The 20,123-nt window shown below is 67.0% G+C and carries 18 protein-coding genes; 3 read left to right on the forward strand and 15 right to left on the reverse strand.

Going from position 1 to position 20,123, the window contains the following annotated elements; genetic code table 11:
* The gene (locus ACFVTD_RS13570) at positions 1–522 is read right to left on the reverse strand and encodes a DUF6328 family protein (RefSeq protein ID WP_387563718.1); all 522 of its coding nucleotides are present in this window, start codon (positions 520–522) and stop codon (positions 1–3) included.
* Between the two features lie 149 nt (positions 523–671).
* Between ACFVTD_RS13570 and ACFVTD_RS13575 the strand changes: the two genes are divergently transcribed.
* Both ACFVTD_RS13575 and ACFVTD_RS13580 read left to right on the forward strand, forming a co-directional pair.
* Positions 672–1,049: a hypothetical protein gene (locus ACFVTD_RS13575; protein ID WP_387563720.1), complete on the forward strand. Its 378-nt coding sequence runs from the start codon at positions 672–674 to the stop codon at positions 1,047–1,049.
* A gap of 178 nt (positions 1,050–1,227) precedes the next feature.
* Entirely contained in the window at positions 1,228–2,106 is an 879-nt protein-coding gene (locus tag ACFVTD_RS13580) for a glycosyltransferase (RefSeq protein ID WP_387563723.1), read from the forward strand.
* Between the two features lie 44 nt (positions 2,107–2,150).
* On the opposite strand, the gene ACFVTD_RS13585 is transcribed toward ACFVTD_RS13580, so the two are convergent.
* From ACFVTD_RS13585 to ACFVTD_RS13630, 10 genes are all read right to left on the reverse strand, one after another.
* On the reverse strand, positions 2,151–3,026 hold the full coding sequence (locus ACFVTD_RS13585; protein WP_387563726.1) for a TolB family protein: 876 nt from the start codon (positions 3,024–3,026) through the stop codon (positions 2,151–2,153).
* Between the two features lie 4 nt (positions 3,027–3,030).
* Positions 3,031–4,032 carry a sugar phosphate isomerase/epimerase family protein gene (locus tag ACFVTD_RS13590; RefSeq protein ID WP_387563729.1) on the reverse strand — a complete coding sequence of 334 codons (1,002 nt, stop codon included), beginning with the start codon at positions 4,030–4,032 and terminating at the stop codon, positions 3,031–3,033.
* 39 nt (positions 4,033–4,071) lie between these two features.
* Complete coding sequence (locus tag ACFVTD_RS13595) at positions 4,072–5,250, reverse strand: Gfo/Idh/MocA family protein (RefSeq protein WP_387563732.1); 1,179 nt, start codon at positions 5,248–5,250, stop codon at positions 4,072–4,074.
* Positions 5,251–5,296: 46 nt separating this feature from the next.
* Complete coding sequence (locus tag ACFVTD_RS13600) at positions 5,297–6,424, reverse strand: Gfo/Idh/MocA family protein (RefSeq protein ID WP_387563735.1); 1,128 nt, start codon at positions 6,422–6,424, stop codon at positions 5,297–5,299.
* Positions 6,421–7,173: a sugar phosphate isomerase/epimerase family protein gene (locus ACFVTD_RS13605; RefSeq protein ID WP_387563737.1), complete on the reverse strand. Its 753-nt coding sequence runs from the start codon at positions 7,171–7,173 to the stop codon at positions 6,421–6,423. The genes ACFVTD_RS13600 and ACFVTD_RS13605 overlap by 4 nt, the downstream gene beginning before the upstream one ends.
* A gap of 42 nt (positions 7,174–7,215) precedes the next feature.
* On the reverse strand, positions 7,216–8,106 hold the full coding sequence (locus ACFVTD_RS13610; protein WP_387563740.1) for a carbohydrate ABC transporter permease: 891 nt from the start codon (positions 8,104–8,106) through the stop codon (positions 7,216–7,218).
* The gene (locus tag ACFVTD_RS13615) at positions 8,106–9,068 is read right to left on the reverse strand and encodes a carbohydrate ABC transporter permease (protein ID WP_387563743.1); all 963 of its coding nucleotides are present in this window, start codon (positions 9,066–9,068) and stop codon (positions 8,106–8,108) included. Before ACFVTD_RS13615 ends, ACFVTD_RS13610 begins: the two co-directional genes overlap by 1 nt.
* Before the next feature lie 12 nt (positions 9,069–9,080).
* Entirely contained in the window at positions 9,081–10,409 is a 1,329-nt protein-coding gene (locus tag ACFVTD_RS13620; RefSeq protein WP_387563746.1) for an ABC transporter substrate-binding protein, read from the reverse strand.
* Positions 10,410–10,522: 113 nt separating this feature from the next.
* Positions 10,523–11,344 (reverse strand): hypothetical protein, encoded by an 822-nt coding sequence (locus ACFVTD_RS13625; protein WP_387563749.1) that lies wholly within the window; start codon positions 11,342–11,344, stop codon positions 10,523–10,525.
* Positions 11,341–12,417, reverse strand: a complete 1,077-nt coding sequence (locus tag ACFVTD_RS13630; RefSeq protein ID WP_387563752.1) for a Gfo/Idh/MocA family protein — start codon at positions 12,415–12,417, stop codon at positions 11,341–11,343. Before ACFVTD_RS13630 ends, ACFVTD_RS13625 begins: the two co-directional genes overlap by 4 nt.
* Before the next feature lie 196 nt (positions 12,418–12,613).
* Between ACFVTD_RS13630 and ACFVTD_RS13635 the strand changes: the two genes are divergently transcribed.
* Positions 12,614–13,831 carry an ROK family transcriptional regulator gene (locus ACFVTD_RS13635; protein ID WP_387563755.1) on the forward strand — a complete coding sequence of 406 codons (1,218 nt, stop codon included), beginning with the start codon at positions 12,614–12,616 and terminating at the stop codon, positions 13,829–13,831.
* A gap of 36 nt (positions 13,832–13,867) precedes the next feature.
* Here the strand turns inward: ACFVTD_RS13635 and treS are convergent, their stop codons facing one another.
* The 4 genes from treS to ACFVTD_RS13655 form a co-directional block, all read right to left on the reverse strand.
* Positions 13,868–16,147: a maltose alpha-D-glucosyltransferase gene (treS, locus tag ACFVTD_RS13640; protein ID WP_387563758.1), complete on the reverse strand. Its 2,280-nt coding sequence runs from the start codon at positions 16,145–16,147 to the stop codon at positions 13,868–13,870.
* 154 nt (positions 16,148–16,301) lie between these two features.
* Positions 16,302–17,447 carry a glycerate kinase gene (locus ACFVTD_RS13645; protein WP_387563761.1) on the reverse strand — a complete coding sequence of 382 codons (1,146 nt, stop codon included), beginning with the start codon at positions 17,445–17,447 and terminating at the stop codon, positions 16,302–16,304.
* A 1-nt stretch (position 17,448) separates the two neighbouring features.
* A complete protein-coding gene (gene dctA / locus ACFVTD_RS13650; protein ID WP_387563764.1) occupies positions 17,449–18,891 on the reverse strand; it encodes a C4-dicarboxylate transporter DctA in 1,443 nt (480 codons plus the stop codon).
* Positions 18,892–19,021: 130 nt separating this feature from the next.
* On the reverse strand, positions 19,022–20,119 hold the full coding sequence (locus ACFVTD_RS13655; protein ID WP_387563767.1) for a tartrate dehydrogenase: 1,098 nt from the start codon (positions 20,117–20,119) through the stop codon (positions 19,022–19,024).
* Positions 20,120–20,123: the final 4 nt, after the last annotated feature.

The following is a 20,123-nucleotide window of genomic DNA, read 5'->3' on the forward strand; positions in this document are numbered from 1 at the left end:
TCACTCCTTGCTTCCTGCCGTCGGAAGGATCCTCCCGGTGGCGCGCTTGTTGAGGCGCAGGGGAACGAACACCAGCATCACCACCATGACGCCCAGCAGTGCCCCGCCGGCCGTGACGCCGGCAGATCTTCCTGCGGCGACGTCGAAGACCAGTGCGGCGGTCCCGGCGCTCAGCAGGGCGATGCCGCCGAGGGCGATCTTGGTGATCGTGTCGGCACTGGAAACCAGTGTCTCCTTAAGCCGCTTCCGAAAGAGCCGCCGGTGCACGCTGACGGGGAGGAGGATGAAGGCAGTGGTCAGGGCGGCAACCACCACATTGGCTAGATAGAGGCCAACTTCCCAGTCGTCAAGCTTTTCGAACCGCTGCTGGAACGGCAGCGTCAGCAGGAAGCCGGCGAGGATCTGTACGCCGGTCTGGAGTACGCGCAACTCCTGGAGGAGTTCGGCCCAGTTTCGGTCCAGCTGCTCCTCGCGGGTCTCGTTCCGGCCCGTGCGGCCGGTGTAGTCCTCAACATCGGACATCGGCGCTCCTTTCTCTCCGGCGGGGGTCCACGTCTTCTTTCTGCTCCTCCCGTACCCAGAAAGTGGGCTGCCCGTTGCGCCTGCCCCCACATTTGATAAGTTTACTGATTATTACCGTGCACCATCGGCAACGCACAACAGGAGGAAGCATGACGCAGGAAAACCAGCAGGCTGAACCCGAGTCGGCCCCGGGCGGCTACGGCACCCCCACCGCCGAGCAGGAAGCTGCGGGCACGCAGGGCGGCCAGCAGTCCAACAGCGGCGGCCAGCAGTCCGGCGGCGCTTCGCCGGCGGGCGCGGACACCAACGAACCGCAGTCCGGGGCGGGCCAGGACCCGGTCCCGCACGACATGGACCTCCCGTCCAGCGCCGCGGAGATCGATGAGTCCAATGACGATTCCCAGGGGTCGGCACCGAACTCCTCGGAGCCCGGACAGGAAGCCACGGGCATCCCGGACGGCAGCGGAAACGACCTTCCGCAGGAGGAATCGCCCAATGACGATGACGAGAGCTTCGACGCCGGATAAGTCGGCTTTCCCCGCGGGCCCCGGCTCCTGCTGCCCCGCCGGCAGCCGGAATCGGGGCCTTTCCGTGTCCGCATACGTTCGGGTCCGGCTGGGTACGGGACATGGGAAACCACGCCGGCAGGCAGCGGGGACACCGTGCCGGACGCCGGAACCGATGTCGAGGCCAGGAAGGTGGAACGTGGGCAGGAGATCTCCAGGTCAGTGGGCGCGGCCCACGGACCAGCAGGATGAGGCGGCAGTGGATGTCCTGGTGCCTACCTGCAACCGGCCGGCCGAGCTGGCCGTGACCCTCGCCGGACTGGCCGGGCAGGACGACCCGGCGTTCGCCGTCGTGGTGAGCGACCAGTCAGCGGGCCAACCCGCCTGGGAACACCCGGCCGCCGCAGCCATGGTGCGGGTACTCGAGGCGCAGGGCCGGCCCGTCACGCTGCTGCGCCATCTTCCGCGCCGTGGGCTCGCCGAACACCGGCAGTACCTGCTGGAGCAGTCCACCGCCGGCCAGTGCCTCTTCCTGGACGACGACGTCTGGCTGGAGCAGGGCGCCCTGGCCCTGCTGAGCCAGGCCCTGGACGAGCTTGGCTGCGGTTTTGTAGGCATGGCGCCGCAGGGACTGTCCTTCCTGGCTGACCGCAGGCCCGATCAGACGGCGCCTTTCGAAGCATGGGACGGGCCGGTGACTCCCGAGAGGATTCGCCCCGACGGCCCTGGATTCGACCGATGGCCGCTGCACAACGCTGCGAACCTCAGCCACCTCGGCGCCGACCTGTCCCTGGAGCCGGGCGAGTGGGTGCCGTACCACGTGGCGTGGCTGGGTGGCTGCGTTCTGTACCGCAGGCAGCTGCTGGTCGACGCCGGCGGGTTCCGATTCTGGAGCAGTCTCCCTCCTGGGCACGCGGGCGAGGACGTCGTGGCGCAATGGCAGGTGATGGAGCGGTATGGCGGCGCGGGCATCCTGCCCTCTGGCGCAGTGCACCTGGAATCGCCCACGACGGTCACGGACCGCCAGGTGGAAGCGTACGACGTTGTCCTTGACCGGGAGTCCGCCCAGGCGCCTTAGCGGGCGGCCACGTCCGTGGGTTTCACCACTAAGGGACGGCAGCCTTAGTCCCCGGCACCCAGTGGGTAAGCCACGAAGGCGAAGCGGCCGGAGTCGGGCGACCAGCTGTTGACGTTGAGGGTCCCTTGGCCGCCGAACACCGGCCAGGTGTGCAGCGGCGCGGCCCAGTCGCCCGTGGACACCAGGACGACGTCGACCGCCACGTCCGCGGGGTGGCCTTCCGTTCCGGCGGGGAAGCGGACATAGCTGGCCAGGCTGCCGTCCGGGGAAAGATGCGGGAACCAGTCCACGGTCCCGCTCGCCAGGAGCTGCTCGAACTGGCTGCCGTCCGGCCGGACGCGGGCAAGCTGGGCGTGGCCGGGAGCCGTGCTGAAGGATTCCGTGTTCAGGTACAGCCATTTCCCGTCGGGCGAGTATTCCGGCCCGTCGCAGTGGCCCGGCCCCACATCGACGGCCGCGCTTGCGCCGCCGCGGGACGCCATGGTCATGAGGCGGCCCGGACGCGAGAAATCCCCTTCCCCGATCCCGACATAGGCGAGCTCGCTGCCGTCCGGGCTGACGCCGTGCAGGAAGTGGAAGGACCCGTCGTCGGCCGTCACCCTGGCAGCCGGGCCGCCCGCCAGGGGTGCACGGTAGATGTGCCCGTCATCCCCGGACACGTAGATGCTTCCTCCGTCCGGGGCCAGGACATGGTCGTTGTTCAGGGCAGGAACGCCGGTCAGCGGAACCTCGGCGAGGGACCCGTCCGCCAAGGCCAGGCGCCACAACTTTCCGTCCCCATTGAGGATGAGCTCCCGGCCGTTCAGCGTCCAATTGGGTGCCTCGAGGAGCATATTCCAGCTGGCGTATGCAAGGTCCAGCACTCCCGCGGCGGAGGCCGTCCACACCTCGCAGCGCTGGCCCGGCCGCAGCCTGCGCACCCGTTCAGTCCTTGCTGCTGAAAGCGGCGTCGAAGCTGGTTTGGGAGGCGGGGAAGTCGTATTTCTTGAGGGCGGCGAGGGCTTCGGGGGCGCCGTGGAGGCGGTCCATGCCGGCGTCTTCCCATTCGATGCTGATGGGGCCGTCGTAGCCGATCGCGGACAGCGCCCGGAAGGAGGCTTCCCAGGGGACGTCGCCGCGGCCGGCGGAGACGAAGTCCCAGCCCCGCCGGGGGTCTCCCCAGGGCAGGTGGGAGCCCATGACGGTGTTGCGACCGGTCTGGCGGATCTTGGTGTCCTTGCAGTCCACGTGGTAGATCCGGTCCTTGAAATCCCAAATGAAGGAGACGGGGTCGATGCCCTGCCACATCATATGGGACGGGTCCCAGTTCAGGCCGAACGCTTCGCGGTGGCCGATGGCTTCGAGGGTGCGCACGGTGGTCCAGTAGTCGTAGGCGATCTCGGACGGGTGGACTTCGTGGGCGAACCGGATGCCGTTTTCGTCGAAGACGTCCAGGATGGGGTTCCAGCGGTTGGCGAAGTCCTGGTACCCGGCATCGATGACTTTTTCCGGGACCGGCGGGAACATGGCGACGTACTGCCAGATGGAGGAGCCGGTGAACCCGACGACGGTGTCCACGCCGAGGGCTTTGGCGAGCCGGGCGGTGTGTTTCATTTCCTCGGCGGCGCGCTGGCGGACGCCTTCGGGGTCCCCGTCGCCCCAGACCTTGGACCCGACGATGGCCTGGTGGCGGAAGTCGATGGGGTCATCGCAGACGGCCTGGCCTTTGAGGTGGTTGGAGATGGCCCAGACCTTGAGGTTGTACTTGTCCAGGATTTCGAGTTTGGAGTCGACGTAGCCGGGTTCGTCCCAGCGCCAGGCGTCCAGGTGGTCGCCGGAGACGGCGATTTCGAGGCCGTCGTAGCCCCAGCCGGCGGCCAGTTTCGCGACTTCCTCGAAGGGCAGGTCGGCCCACTGGCCGGTGAACAGGGTGAACGGGCGGGACATGGATCTCCTTGGCTGGTGGCGGGCTGGCGCGGTGATGGCTTAGTGGCGGACGACGGTGAGGGTGCTTTTGTTGGCTGCGGATTCCTCCACGGCATTGAGGATGTGCTGGACGTTCAGTCCTTCTTCGAACGACGGCGAGGGTGCGGTTCCGTCCTTGATGGCCAGGAGGAAGTCGCGGGCCTGGTGGGTGAAGGTGTGTTCCCAGCCGATGATGTGGCCCTGCGGCCACCAGGCTTCGAGGTAGGGGTGTTCGGGCTCGTTGACCAGGATGCGGCGGAAGCCCTGCTCGCGGATGGGGAGGGTGGCGTCCAGGAAGCCCAGTTCGTTGAGGTTTTCGAGGTCGAAGAGCAGGCTGCCCTTGTCTCCGTAGACCTCGATCTGGAGGCTGTTCTTCCTGCCGGTGGCCACCCGGGAAACCTCGACTGAGGCGATGGCGCCCGAGGCGAGGGACAGCGTGGCCCAGGCGGCGTCGTCGACCGTGACGTCCTCCAGGCCGTTCTCGCCGGGGCGCTGGTTGACGAAGGTGTTGAGCCTGCCGGTGACTTCGTTGACCTCGCCGCCGAGGAGGAACAGGACCTGGTCGATGGCGTGGGAGGCGATGTCCCCGAGCGCGCCTGACCCGGCGGTTTCCTTCCGCAGCCGCCAGGTCATGGGCGCCTCGGCGTCGGCGAGCCAGTCCTGCAGGTACGCCGCGCGGACGTGCCGGACGGTGCCCAGCCGGCCTTCTGCGATCAGCTCCCTCGCCAGGGCCAGGGCCGGGACCCGGCGGTAGTTGAACCCGATCATCGACTGCACGCCCCGGGCCCTGGCCTTGGCCGCTGCGGCGGTCATGAGTTCGGCCTCGGCCAGGGTGTTGGCCAGCGGTTTTTCCACCAGCACGTGCTTGCCCGCTGCCAGGGCGGCGACCGCGATTTCTGCGTGCATCCAGCCGGGGGCGCAGATGTCCACGATGTCGATGTCGTCCCGTTCGATCACGGTGCGCCAGTCCGTGGCAGACTCGGCCCAGCCGTACTTCGCGGCAGCCTCGGCGACGGCCCCGGCGTCCCGGCCCACCAGGACTTTCTGCTCGAAGGCCGGGACGTCGAAGAAGCTGGCCACGTTCCGCCACGCGTTGGAATGGGCCTTGCCCATGAAGGCGTAACCGATGGCTGCCACACCCAATGGGCGGGAAACCGGACGGGCGGCCGGGGGTGCGGACGGGTGTTCAGGTGCGGTCATGATGCGTTCCTGCGTGCTTCCTGCTTGCGGGGCTGGTCTTGCCGGATTAGAGGGTTGCGGTTTCCGGTGCCCAGTCCTCGGGGAGGGCGGCGGATGCCGGGGCTGAGCTTTCGACGTCGACAAACGTGCCCGAATCCACGGACTCGCTGATGGAGACCATCGTGTCCAGCACGTGGTAAGCCAGCTCGCCCGTGGCCCGGTGCTTCACACCGGCGCGGAGGGAACGGGCCATGTCCAGGACGCCCATGCCGCGGCCGTTGGCCGGCCCGGTGGCGGGAATGGTGGTCCAGTCCTCATCGCCGGCACGCCACAGCTTGATGTCGCCGGTGAAGTAGTTGGGGTCCGGCAGCGAGAGGGTGGCTTCGGTCCCGGTGATCTCCACGAACCCCATCCGGGTGCGGGGGGATTCGAAGGAGAAGACGCTGTGCGAGGAGGCGCCGGATTCGAACTGCGCCATGGCCGAGACGTGGGTGGGCACCTCGACGGTGAACTCCTCGCCGGCCTTGGGTCCGGAACCGATCACGCGCACGTCCTTGGCCTTGGAGCCGACGGCGGCCACCTTGCGGATGGAGCCGAAGGCCTGGACCAGGGTGGTGAGGTAGTACGGGCCCATGTCGAACAGGGGGCCGGCGCCGTGCTGGAAGAGGAACGCGGGATTGGGGTGCCAGGACTCCGGGCCGGGGGTCTGGAACGTGGTCATGGCAGTCAGGGGAGTGCCGATGTCGCCGCGCTGGATCAGGCGCAGGGCGGTCTGGATGCCGGCACCGAGGAAGGTGTCCGGCGCGCAGCCCAGGCGGATGCCGGCGGCGTCGGCGGTCTTGAGCAGCCCCAGCCCGGATTCGCGGTCCAGTGAGAACGGCTTTTCGGTCCAGACGTGCTTGCCCGCATTGACGGCCGCGGTGGCCACCTCCACGTGCGCGGCCGGGATGGTCAGGTTGACGATGATTTCGACGTCTGGGTGGTTCAGGGCCTTGTCGACACCGCCCCACTCTTCGATGCCGTACTCCTTGGCGCGGGCCTCCGCGGCATCCTCGAAGAGGTCGGCGATGACGTGGACCTTCAGGTCCGGGAACGCGGTGAGGTTGTCCAGGTACTGCTTGCTAATGACGCCGGCGCCGATGACGCCGACTCCCACCGGGCCGCTGCGGGCCGGGGTGCTTGCGGGGGTGCTCACGCGTTGGCTCCTTCGGCTGCGGTGTTGCTGTTTAGGAAGGCCAGGCTCTGGGCGATGCCGTCGAAGATGTCGCCGGAGTAGTCGTCAAACTCCACGACGCCCACCTCCAGGGACTTGGCGGCGGCGATGACGTCAAGGACCGGGACCTTGCCCTGTCCCGCCGGCTGCTGCGCCTTGTTGTCCCTGTTCAGGGGGCCGTCCTTGATGTGGATGAACTTCACCCGGTCACCAAGCTTGGCGAGGATATCGATCGGGTCCTGGCCGCCGACGGCCACCCAGTACGTGTCCACTTCAAGGACCAGTTCCGGATCCAGCAGGGACTCGAAGTACTCCAGGGCGGTGCGTCCCTCGATGGTGGACTCCAGCTCCCAGGCGTGGTTGTGGTAGCCAACCCGGATGCCGTACTCCGCGCCCTTCTTTGCGGCGGCATTGAGTTTCTCCGCGGTGGCCTGGATATCTTCGGCCTTCTGCCAGTGCTCGGCCGGAAGGAACGGGTCAATCACCGTGCTGATACCCAGTTCCTTTGCGGCGGCGAAGATTTCGTCCTGGTCCTGGCTCATCAGGGGCGCGTGGCCGGACGGCGCGGTGAGGCCGTTTTCCTTCAGGGCGGCGCCGAGTTCCTTGGCAGTGGCCACGAAGTTGTAGGGCTCAACCTGCGTGTAGCCGATTTCGGCAACCTTTTTGATGGTGCCGGGCAGGTCCTCCGCGATCGCGTTGCGCAGGGTGTAGAGCTGAAGTGAGTAGGACATGGGTTTCCTTAGCGTTCTGTTGTGAATCGAAGTGGACTGGGGTCAACGGCCGGCGAGCGAGCCGCCGATGCCGCCGACGCTGAAGTATTTGTTCAGCGTGGCGAAGACGATGACGGGCGGGAGCATCATGACCACGGCCAGGGCCATGACGGATGTCCAGTCCGTGGCGTTCTGCTGGAAGAAAGACTGCACGCCCATGGGAAGGGTGAAGATTTCGTTCGAACGCAGGAACACGATGGCTACCAGGTAGTCGTTCCAGGCCAGGAGGAAGGCGAAGATCGCGGTGGAGAGAACGCCGGGAAGGGAGTTCCGGAGGACTACCTTGGTGAACGAGCCGAACACGGAGCACCCGTCGATCCAGGATGCTTCCTCGAGGCTGATGGGGATGGAGTCGAAGTAGGCGGCCATCATCCAGGTGGCCACGGTCATGGTGGAGCCGACGTAGATGATGGTCAGGCCCAGGAGGTTGTCCACCAGGCCCATGCCGGCGAACAGGATGAACAGCGGCACCACGGAGGTGATGATGGGCAGGGACTGCATGACGAACAGCAGCAGAGAGTACCCGGAGACGGCCTTGCTGCGGCCGCGGGAGAGGACATAGCCGGCCGGGGCTGCCACGGCCACGGAGACCACCACGGTGGAGAGGGTGGTGACCAGGCTGTTCTTCAGCCAGGTGGCGGCCAGGGTCTTGGAGAAGACGCCGCTGAGGTTCTCGAACGTTAGCCCGGTGGCGGTGCTGTTGGGTCCCGGCGTGAAGGCGAGCACCACGGTGACCATGATGGGCACCAGGACAATCGCGGTGATGATGAGGATCGCGGTGAAGCGCCACCAGCGGCCCCGCTGGCCCGTTTCGGAGAGGACCTTGCGGCGCTTGCCGGCGTCGACGCCGAGGGCGGGGCCGGAATCTGCATGGGCGTGAAGGACTGCGCTCATTATTCGACGCTCGACTTTCGGATCTGGCGGTACAGGATGACCGAGATGACCACCAGGGTCATGGTCATGAGGAAGGCGATGGCCACGCCGGGGCCGGTGGCGAAGTCCTGGAACACGGTCCGGTAGGCCAGGACCACCAGGGAGGTGGTGGCGCTGACGGGGCCGCCGCCGGTGAGCAGGTAGATGGTGGGGAAGTCATTGACGCAGAAGATGGTCATCAGGATCCAGCTGATGTACGTGGAGCGGGCAATCAGCGGCAGGGTGATCTGGCTGAACTGCTGCCACCGGCTGGCCCCGTCCATGCTGGCCGCTTCGTAGACGGTGCTGTCCACGGAGGCCAGGGCGGCGGAGATCATCATCATCATGAAGGGGAAGCTGACCCAGACCTTGAACACCATCACCGTGACGGAGGCCAGGGTGGGGTCCGCCAGGAAGAGCGGTGTGCCCATGCCCAGGTTCCGGAACAGGGAGGGGATCAGGCTGTCCGGGGTAGCCACCAGCCAGTTCCAGGCGGTGGAGGACACCACGATGGGCACCACCCAGGGCAGCAGGAGCAGCACCTTGAAGGTGTTGCCGGCCGGGATCTTGGTACGCAGGAGCAGGGCGAGGCCCAGGCCTACAAGCCAGGATCCGAAGACGCCCACGATGGTGAACCACAGGGTGAACTGGGCGGCTTTCCAGAACGCGGGCGAGCTGAGGACGGTGGCGAAGTTTTCAACGCCCACGAAGTTGCCGGTCTGGAGCAGGTTTCCGTCATGCGTGGCCTGGACGGCCGCGTAGATCAGAGGGTAGCCGTGGATCAGGACAAGCAGGACTACGGAGGGAAGCAGGAGCCAAAAGAACGTTTTGGTGGCCTGCGCGGAGAGCTTGCTCCTGCGTTTTCCGGGGGCGGCCCCGGACCCGCCGGGGGCGAGTCCCCGGCGGGCCCGTGACAGGCCGGACTGTGCGGTGGTGCTGGACATGGGGACCCTGTCCTACTTCTTCAGGACGGATTCGAGGCCGGACTGGAAGGCCTGCAGGGCGGTCTTGGCGTCCGACTTCCCGGTGATGATGGTCTGGCTGAACTGGTTCAGTGCCTGCCCGCCGTCCAGGGCGGCCAGGTTGGCGTTCAGGGTGCTTCCCTGGGCGGCGAAGGTCTTGGCGATGGGCTGCCAGTCCTTGACGATCTTGACGTTGTTGGGGTCGTTGGCGAACTCCGGGATCTCGGTGATGGACTTGAAGACCGGGAGGGCGGACATGAGCTTCTTCTGCCACAGCTGCTTGAGCTGGCCCAGGTAGTACACCAGGAACTCTTCCGAGGCGTCCTGCGAGGGGGTGTTGGTGTACATCATGATGTTGTTGGGGAACACGATGGTGGCCTTGTCCCCGTGCGGGCCCTTAATGGGGTCGGCCACCAGCAGGTCGCCGGAGGTGTCGCCGACACGCTGCGGGACGTTCACCTGGAACAGGCCGTACCCTGCCTTGCCGTCCTTCCACTGGGCGGACATGTTGTCCGTGGTGTAGCTGACGGCGGCGGGATCGACGATGCCGTTGGACACCAGCTCGAGGACGAACTCCATGGCCTCGACGTTGCGGTCGTTTAGCAGGTCCAGCTCGCCGTCCTTGTTCCAGACGCCGCCGCCGTTGTTGACCATCATCATGATCATGGAGTGGTTGGCGTAGTTGTTGCCCGTGCCGGCGCCGGTGGTGAAGCCGAAGGCGCCTATCTTCTTCAGTGCCTTGCCGGCCTCCAGCAGGGAGGGCCAGTCGGTGGGCAGGGCGACGTTCGCCTTCTCGAACAGCGACTTGCGGTACCAGAAGACGCGCATGTCCAGCTGCCACGGGACCGCCACGTAGCCCTTGCTGGACTTGAACGGGTCCAGCACGCCGGGCAGGAAGTCGTCGAACTGGCCATTGGCCTTCAGCTTCTCGATCACCTTGTCCGCGTAGGCGATCTGGCCCTGCTGCTCGAACTGGAATGCCTGGAAGCCGCCGCCCGTGGACACTGCCGGGCCCGTCTTGGACGCAATGGCGGAGGAGAAGGTCTGGTAGAAGTTGGCCCACTGGATGATCTGGTAGGACGCCTTGCTGCCGTTCGCTCCGCTGAAGCCTTCGGCGATGCCCTTGGCAGCGTCGTTGTAGGCCGGTGTTGCCCAGGGCATGTCCCAGAACTTCACGGTGCTGCCGGCCCCGCCCCCGCCGCCTCCCTGCGATGCCGAGCCGCCGCCGCAGGCAGCGAGCAGGGGTACGGAGGCTGCGGCAGCCGTCAGGCCCAGGAAACCGCGCCGTGAGAAGGAGCGGCGCTGTTCGGGAGTTGCGTTCATGATGTGTGTCCTTTCGGGACCGTCTTGCGCTGTGCGCCGTTGGTGCGGTCCTGCTCATCGTTGAGAGTGGAGGTGGGACTGGACTGCTGTTCGGTTGCGTATCGGTGGGCTGGTTACGTGGCAGCGAGGGTTGCGTAGAGGTCGGTCAGCCGGGCGAAGCCGGCCAGGTCGGCCGGGAGGGTGCCGGCGCTGAGATGGTTCTTCAGCCGCCGCCACGCCGCACGGTGGGCGGATTCGTACAGGGTTGGAAGCAATAGTTCGCCGTGGGCCCCGGTGGCCCTGACGTCGGCGGGCCACGCGGCGTCCGGTTCCGGCACCCGGACGGCCACTCCGCCGTCGGCGGTGTAGAGGTGGATGTCGACGCCGGCCGGGCGGGCGGCGGTGAGGAGGCCCTGGGCGGTGAACGGCGCGCCGTTGGCCAGGTGTGCGCTGACGGTGTAGCCGGTGGCGCTGCTGCGCAGGACTTCGGCGCCGTTCAGCGGTCCGCTGACGGCCAGCACGGCGGCAAGGTGCCGCGCCAGGAGGCGCCGGACGTCCGTGCCGGGGGCCGCCGTCGCCACGCTGTCCATCAGGGATGCCGTGCCCAGGCCGCCGCGTACGGCGTCACGGGCATCGGGATTGCCGCTTTCGCCGACCAGCGCAGGGTTGGAGGCCCAGTGGAGATCAAGGACGACGGCGGCACCGGCGGCCCGGGCAGCGTCAGCCAGCTGCGTGGTCTCCTCCGGGACGGGATCCACCACCATGATGCCGCGTGAGCCGGATTCGATGGCCCGGACGGCTTCCGTGGTCCAGCCTGCTTCGCCGGTGATCACCGCAACGTCAGCCTCCCGGTCCTGCGTCGCGGGGCCGAAGGTTTCCGGCAGGGACGCGACCGCTGAAGCTACGGCCCCTGCTTCCCTGGCCTGGGGCGTTGCTGCCACTGTGTAGGCGCTCATGCGTTGGCTCCTGCCTTTTCCGCGGCGGCAACGTTCTGCACGGTGGCGTCCGAGATGGCCAGGGCAAACGTGAGGTCATCAATCAAATTTTGGGCGGAGGGCGCCTGGCGGGTCCCCCTGGCCAGTTCGGCCAGGTGGCGCCACTCGCCTTCGTAGCCGTTATGGCCGTAGGGGCCGTAGCTGGTGGCCTGGCCGCCTCGGGAGAAGGTGGCCATCGCGGAGCCGGCCTGGACGTAGGACGGCGTGAAGTCGATGTGGAGGGCAGCGTCGTCGCTGATGGCTTCGAAGGTCCATTCCGGCTTCCAGGTGCTGTTCATGACTGCGCGCAGTTCGATGACGCGGGTGGGGGTCCGGAGCGAAACCGCGTAGCCGAAGGGCCGGACGTGACGGGCCTGGAGCACCTCGATGTCGCCGAAGTCCGGCGTGAAGCGGCGCACCAGGGGCAGGTCGTGGATGGCCAGGCCCATGATCCCGCCCTGCATCATGGCCTTGATGACCTCGATGTCCGAGTAATCGGGGCTGCCGGCGGCGGGGCGGGTGATGATTTCGGTGGCAAAGTCCTCGAAGCGGGCGTTCGGCGGCAGGACGATCGAGGAACGAATGGTGTGCACGCGCTCCGGAAGGTCACCCCAGTTCTGTTCCGCCGCCAGCCAGCCGGGATCGAAGGTGTGCATGGCTCCCACCACGATCGGCACGCCCGTTTCGGCGCTGACGTCCGCAATCCTGGCTGCCTCCTCACCGTTCATGGCGAAGGGCTTCTCGCAGAGGACCGCCTTCTTGCCGGCCCGGCAGGCTGCGATGACCTGGTCCGCGTGGAACTGGTGGGGGCTGCAAATGGCGACGATGTCCACGCCGGGGTCTCCCAGCAGGGCATCCATGCCGGTGCTGGAGGTGGCACCGACGCGCGCCGCCACCGACGAGGCGACCGCCGGGTCCACGTCCATGATGTGCCGTACTTCCAGGATGTCCCGGAGCCTGGCCAGTGCCGGAAGGTGGATGGCCTGGGTAACGGGCCCGGCGCCGAGGATGCCGACGCCCAGGGGCCGTTCTGCTGGCGCTTCGTTATGGGACAAGTTCTATTACCTCTTTGTAAGGCGGACTCTGGAATACCGGAGGGATCAGCGCGGCGGATGGTTGCCATCGGAACCGCGGATGTGCCCTGAATCACAACGTAGAACTACTTTTGACGCGCGTCAAGCAAAAGTTGTTTGTTTCGTGTCATTCTTCTGCTGTGGTGACAGCGCTAAGTAACAGTGTTATGACTTAGACATGACTTCAACGACGGGCAGGCAGGCCGGAAAAGACTCCGACGTCGGCAGCCTGTCGCGTGCCGGGGACCTGTTCCAGCTGCTCCGCGACGGCAGGGCCCGCACCCGGGCGGAGCTGGCCCTGAGCACGGGGCTGGCCCGCTCCACGGTGGCCTCCCGGATCGATGCGCTCATGCTGTCCGGCCTCGTGGGCCCGGCCGGGGAAGCGCTCTCCAGCGGCGGCAGGCCGCCGTCGCGCTTTGCGTTCAACCCCGCCGCCCGCCTGGTACTGGCCGTGGATGTGGGGGCCACGCACGTCATTGTCGCCGTCACCGACCTCGGCGGGAAGATCCTCGCCGAGCACCGGCTGGAGCAGCAGGTGGCCGACGGCCCGGAGGCCGTGCTGGACCAGGTTGTGGCGCAGGGCAAGGAGCTGTTGGCCTCGGCCGGCCGGAGCACTGCGGAACTTGCCGGAATCGGCATTGGGCTGCCCGGCCCCGTGGAACATGACACCGGCAAGCCGGTAAAACCACCCATTATGCCAGGCTGGGATGGATTCGACGTGGTCAGTTACGTCCAGCGGTCCCTGCCGGTCCACGTGTTGGTGGACAACGACGTGAACATCATGGCCCTGGGGGAGCAGTCCGCCCATTGGCCCGAGTACAACAACTTCTTCTTCGTAAAGGTGGCCACGGGCATCGGCTCCGGCATCATCAGCAGCGGGGAACTCCAGCGCGGCGCCAACGGCACGGCGGGGGACCTGGGGCACGTCCAGGTGGCGCGGGGCGCGGATGTCCTCTGCGCCTGTGGAAACTACGGTTGCCTGGAGGCACTCGCGTCAGGTCCCGCCGTCGCGCGTTCCCTGCGGAAGCAGGGGCTGGACGTGGCCAGGGGCGCCGACGTAATCCGGCTGGCCGCAGACGGCAACCTGCAGGCCATCCAGGCCCTGCGCCAGGCAGGCCGGGATATCGGCGAGGTACTGGCCACCGTGGTCAACCTGCTCAATCCGTCCGTCATCGTGGTGGGCGGCAGCTTTGGTGAGACCGGAGAACATGTGGTGGCCGGCATCCGCGAGGTGGTGTACCGGCGCTCGCCGCCCCTGGCCACCTCGCACCTGCGCATCAATGTATCCCGCGCGGGAGACCAGGCCGGCGTGCTCGGGGCAAGCCAGCTGGTCACCCAGTACGTTCTCTCGCCGGCCGTCATTGAAGCCACGTTGTCAGGCGCCATCGCCGGGTAGCGCGGGGCCGGTGCCCCGGCGCTGCCCGGCTGTTTATTAAGCCTCCGCTTCCGGTTCCGGCGCCTCGGTCAACAGCAGGGCGGTTCCGCCGTAGGCGGGCAGCTCCAGGAAGAAGCTGTGCAGGTCGTCCACCTGCCCCACGGTCTCCCCACTGAACAGGTCCTGGACGTTGGCGCCGGAGGGCAGTTCGTTGGACTGGATGCTGCCGGTGATGTCCTGCCCGGAGAAGTTCAGGGCAGTGACCTGCAGGGCCCCGCCCTTCAGCCGGTTGACCAGCACCAGGGCGGAGCGGTTGGAGACCTCGGGCACGTCCAGGAGGGTGCCGGTGGCGATCCCGTTGTCCTCGCGCACGGCGAGGATCCGCTGCAGCCGCCGTGCGAAGGAGTCTTGGTCCTGCAGCTGGTCCGGCAGGGAACCGTACAGGCTGCGGGCGCGCGGCATTCCGGCCGATGAGTTGGTGGCGTCCGGGCTTGTCCCCATGAGGTCGTGGGCGCCGCGGTTGATCCAGCGCGTATCACCCTGTGAGGTGAGCTCGCCGACGCTGCTGCGGTCCAGTGCCATGATTCCTGTAAGGTCCCAGCCGGACAGGGCAAAGACGCCGGGCTGCAGGGCGTTGTACATGGCCAGGAGCAGGTGCACGTCCCGGATCTGCGCCTCCTGCTCCGGGGTGACGGCCGCCGGGTCCTTGATTCCCAGGGCAGCCATAATGAAGCTGACCGTGGTGCAGGCAATGCCGTTGGTGGTGAACACGGCGTTGTAGGGGCCGTTTTCGCCGGTAAGCCGCTCCCGCAGGGTCTGCTGGACGTTCTCGGCCAGCTGGGCGCCGGTGAGTTCCTCCCCGTTGAGCTCGAAAATCTCGTCCCGGTGGCCCGCGGCGAAGTGCAGCAGCTCGTAGGTGAGTTCGTCATGGTTCTGCAAAGCGTGCACCAGGGAGGCCTGGTCCACCCCGATTTCCATGGACAGGCGGAGGGTCAGCCGCAGGAACTCGGTGTCGGCGGTGACCAGGGAGTAGTGGTACGCCGGCCGGGTGATGAAGTCGTAGGAGAGGTCGGGGCCGGACTCCGAGGTCGCCTTGATGTCGTCAATGGTCAGGTTCAGCTCCTGGAAGGAGAACCCGCCCACCTTGCGGATCATGGAGCCGATGAGCTGGTTGGCGGCCTCGGACAGCGGGTGGCCCTCGGACCAGCCGGGCTGCTCTTCCGCGCTCTTCTCCACGCCCAGGAAGCCGTTGGCGTCGAGGCGGAGGGCGCCGGTGCCCAGGTCCACCAGTGAGTGCAGGGCATCGCCCACCACCAGGCGCATCCCGGCGAAAGTGGGGTCAAGCCAGTTGATGGAAGGCTGGCCGGCCTTGAAGTAGTGCAGGTACACCCAGCGGCGGGTCTTGCCGGTGGTGTCAACGATGGGCCGGGTGGCACTCCAGTTGGTTTCCTTGACGCCGGGCTCGTAGAAGATGACGCGTTGCAGCCGGCCGATAATGTAGCCGGCCTTCTGCAGCGCCTGCTCCGAGTCGGGGCTGAGGTTGACCGAGTCTGCGCCTTCCGGGACGTCCGGGAGCAGGTTCCAGTCCTCTTCCGGAATGTCCACCATGTGGTAGATCCCCGGGTAGTCGCGGAAGTTCATCTCGGCCAGGCGGAAGTCCGCGCCCTTGCCGGTGTGGCCGGGGACGATGTCGTCAATCACGGTGCCGTCGTGCTCGGCGGCCACCTCGCACATGCTGCGGAACTCTTCTTCGGTGCCGAAGACGGGGTCGATCGCCATGCTGATGCGGTCAAAGTGCCCGTCCACGCTGGGCGTGTGGGACCAGCCGCTGATGCCGCCGGCGAGCTTCACGGGCCCGGTATGGATCCCGCGGATACCGATTTCGCGGAACGCCTTCCACATTTCGGGGTCGCCCAGGGCGGACAGGAATGACTGGCCGGTCCGGGTGATGAAAGACAGCGGGTAGGCGGTGAACCATACGGAGGCACGTTCGACGGCGGCCCGCGGGTTGGGGTGCGCGTACGAGTTCTGCCACATGCTGGCCTGGCCGGACAGCTGGCGTGCCAGCGTGTTCGCGTCCCCGAGCATGGCCTGGTTCCGCAGCCACTCCACGTATGCCGCGTTGCGCCCGTCGAATTCGAAGGACGGCCGGCTGCCCACGAACTGCCGGCGGCGCGCGATGGGACGCAGTGCCTTGGGGCGGGCCGCGAAGAACTGCTCGTCGAACGTGACCTCAAGGTCCGGTGACGGCTCCGCCGCGTCCTCTTCCACTTCCACGCTGGCCTGCGCGGCCTCGTCCGCTTCCGAAGTACGCTCGCTGGTGCCCGGCTCCCGCATAAGCTCCTCTTTCCATTGCTCGTTTCCGTGCTGGCATGGATGCTCCAAGACCCCCTGCCCAAGGTCAGGTACCCAGGCGGCCAGGGAGTATTCGGTGTTCCCTCTCCCGATGCTACTGCCCGGCGGAGCCGGCGGAAGGGACAACGTGGCCCGGCTAGAGGATGCTTTGTGCGATCTCAGCGCCAATCTGCTGGAGAAGTACCGTGGACAGTTGCGGGTTCGTGGCGGAATCCCGGCTGGTGTAGTCGGCCAGGGCGTAGACCCGGGACAGGGACAGGTCTGCCCAGCGCTCGCGGGGCAGCAGGGAGCGTCCGGCGACGGCGATGATGGGCCGGGGGCCGGAACGCCGGGCGACGGCGGCCGGCAGTTTGCCGGCCAGGGTCTGCAGGTCGATGCTTCCCTCACCCGTGATCACGACGTCGCAGCCGTCCCTGCGCGCGTCGAAGTCCAGCAGGTCCAGGAAGAAATCCGCCCCTGAGACCTGCCGGGCGCCAAGCAGCAGGCAGGCATAGCCGATCCCGCCTGCGCTGCCGGCTCCCTCATGGCGGGCCAGCCTGTGTGCGGCGGCAAATCCGGCTTCCCGCATCTTGTCCACGAAGTGCCCCAGGCCCGCGTCGAGGGTGGCAACATCCGCGGGGCTGGCACCTTTTTGCGGCCCGAAGACTGCCGCCGCCCCAGCGGGACCGGCCAGTGGATTGGCGACATCGCTGGCAACGATGAGTTCCGTGCCTGCCAGGCCGGGGATGGGGGTGCCCTGAACGGCGTGGATCCTGTGGAGGGCGCCGCCTGTCCCGTCCAGTTCGCGGCCGTCATGGTCGAGGAAGGCGTAGCCCAGGGCGGACAGCATCCCCATCCCTGCGTCGGTGCTGGCGCTGCCGCCCAGCGCCAGCACGATCCGGGCCGGGGCCAGGTTGAGTGCGAAGCGGATGGCCTCGCCGAAGCCGCGGCTGGAGGAGTTGACCGCATCAAGGGTGCCCGCCGGCAGGCGTGAGATTCCGCAGGTGTTGGCCACTTCGACCACGGCTGTCACGCCGTCGAACGCAATGGGGGCCTGCACCGGCTGCCCTGTTGGCCCGGTTACGCGGCAGGAGTGCCGGGTGAAGCCTGCCGACACCGCAGCGTCGACGCTGCCGTCACCGCCGTCGGCGAGGGGAAGCAGTTCGCACTGGATGGACCGGCCAGCCCCGGCGGCGGACCGGAGTCCGGCCGCCAGGGCCTGTGCCACTTCGCCGGCGGTCAGGCTGCCCTTGAACTTGTCCGGTGCGATGAGGGCGCGCACCGCCGGTGTGGAGAGGGGCATGTCAGACCGTTTCGGAATAGGCGGGGCGGCGGTCGGAAGGTTCGACGACGGGTGAAGCCGTCCCGGGCGCAGGCACCCCGTGGAGGTCGTCGTCGTGGTGGCTGGAACCCTTCCGCTGTTCCGGAACCTGCAGGGGCAGTGGTTCCACTGCCTGGCCGGCGAAGACGCGGCGGACCCGGTCGGCGTCGAGGGTGCGGTCCCACCAGGCGATAAACAGGGTGGCCACGGCGTTGCCGGTGAAATTAACCAGGGCGCGGCACTCGGACATGAACTTGTCGATGCCGAAGATGAGCATGATGCCCGCGGCCGGGATGGTGCCGATGGTGGCCAGGGTGGCGGTGAGGGCGATGAAGCCGCCGCCTGCCACGCCGGCTGCGCCCTTGGAGGTCAGCAGCATGACGGCGAGCAGGCCCAGCTGCTGCCCGATGCTCAGGTGGGTGTTGGTGGCCTGGGCGATGTAAAGGGCGGCCAGGGAGAGGTAGATGGCGGCGCCGTCGAGGTTGAAGCTGTAGCCGGTGGGGACTACCAGGCCCACGGTCTCCTTCTTTACACCGGCGTGCTCCAGCTTGCGCATCAGGCCGGGGAGCGCCGGTTCGGCCGTGGAGGTGCCCAGGATGAGCATGTATTCCTCTTTGAGGTGCCTGATCATGGTGAAGATGTTCAGCTTCAGGAAGGCCATGACCGAGCCCAGGACCACCACCACGAACAGGATGGAGGTGGCGTAGAAGAGCGCGATGAGCCCGCCCATGCTGGTGAGGGAGGAGACGCCGTATTTGCCCACGGCGAAGGCCATGGCCCCGAAAGCGCCCAGCGGTGCGGCTTTCATGATGAAGCCGAGGATCTTGAACATGACGCTGGTGAGGCGCTGGACGCCGTCGAGTACAGGGGTGCCTACCTTGCCCATGGCGTTCAGGGCGATTCCGAAGACCACCGCGATGAAGATGATCTGCAGGATGTCACCCGCCACGAACGGCTGCACGACGCTGGTGGGGATGATGTTGGTGATGAATTGCCACCATTCCTGGTGCTGCCCGGCATCGATCAGCTTTGCGGCCGAGTCGGAGGTCTTGATGCTGCCGGGGTCGGCGTTGACGCCTTCGCCCAGCCGGAAGACGTTGATGGCCACCAGCCCGAAGGCCAGGGCGCAGATGGTGCCGATCTGGAAGTACGTCAGCGCCTTCAGCCCGGTCATGCCCACCTTCTTCAGGTCGGCGACGCTGGCGATGCCGCCCACGATGGTGAGGAAAACGATGGGGCCGATGAGCATCTTCATGGCGTTCACGAACGTGGTGCCGATCGGTTCCATGGCGATGCCGGTTGCCGGGGCGAGCCAGCCCACCAGGATGCCGATGACGATCGCTGTCAGTACCCAGAAATACAGTTGCCGGTACCAGCGGGTTTTCGGGGCCGCTGTTGCAGCTGCGGCGGTGCTGTTGTGGTCCATGATTCCTACCTCATTGTTGGAATGTCGCGGAATTGTGCTGGTGATGGTTGTCCAAGGTGAGGTACGACGGCGGCCGGCCCGCCGCCGTCGTACCTTACCTTTGGCTGATGCTGCCTTGGTTCGCGTTGCCTTAGACCGCGGCCGGCGCCAGTGTCAGGGCCTTGACGATGGCCTCGGTCACGTCCTGGGTGGTTGCCTGGCCGCCAACATCGCGGGTCAGGTGGCCGGAGCCGGTGGCGGCTTCGATCGCGGCTTCCACCCGGCGGGCTTCCTCGTGCAGGCCGAAGTGGTCCAGCATCAGGGCTGCGCTGGCGATGGCGCCGATCGGGTTGCTGATGCCTTGGCCCGCGATGTCCGGTGCGGAGCCGTGGACCGGTTCGAACATGGACGGGAACCGGCGTTCCGGGTTCAGGTTGGCGCTGGCGGCCAGGCCCAGGCTGCCGGCCAGCGCCGAGCCCAGGTCGGAGAGGATGTCGGCGTTCAGGTTGGAGGCAACCACCACGGACAGGTCCTCCGGCTTGAGGATGAACTTGGCGCTCATGGCGTCCACCAGGACACTCTCGGTCTGCACGTCCGGGTAGTCCAGGGCCACACGGTTGAACACTTCGTCCCACAGGACCATGCCGTACTGCTGGGCGTTGGACTTGGTCACCGAGGACACCTTCTTCACGGTGCGGGTACGGGCCAGGTCGAACGCGAAGCGCATGATGCGCTCGCAGCCCTTTTCCGTGAACAGTGCGGTCTGCAGGGCCACCTCGTTGCCCGGGCCGCGGCCGCTGAGGTTCCGGCCACCGAGCCCGGCGTACTCACCTTCGCTGTTTTCGCGGACCACCACCCAGTCAAGTTCCGTGTTGTCGGCTTTGCGCAGCGGCGACTGCACGCCCGGGAGGAATTTCACGGGGCGGATGTTGGCCCACTGGTCAAAGTTCTGCGTGATGTTCAGGCGCAGGCCCCAGAGGCTGATGTGGTCCGGGACGTTTTCCCAGCCAACGGCGCCGAAGTAGATGGCGTCGAAGTCCTTCAGGGCTTCCAGGCCCTTGGGGTCCATCATCTGGCCCGTCCTGGCGTAGTACTCGGAGCCCCAGGGGAACTCGGTCCAGTCGAAGGCGAACTTGCCGTTGGAATGCTCGGCGAGGGCGTCCAGGACGCGGCGCCCGGCGGCGACCACTTCCTTGCCCACGCCGTCCGCGGGGATTGAAGCGATGCTGAATGTCTGGTTGGCGCCCATGTGG

Source organism: Pseudarthrobacter sp. NPDC058119, from assembly GCF_042884655.1.
Lineage (GTDB): Bacteria > Actinomycetota > Actinomycetes > Actinomycetales > Micrococcaceae > Arthrobacter.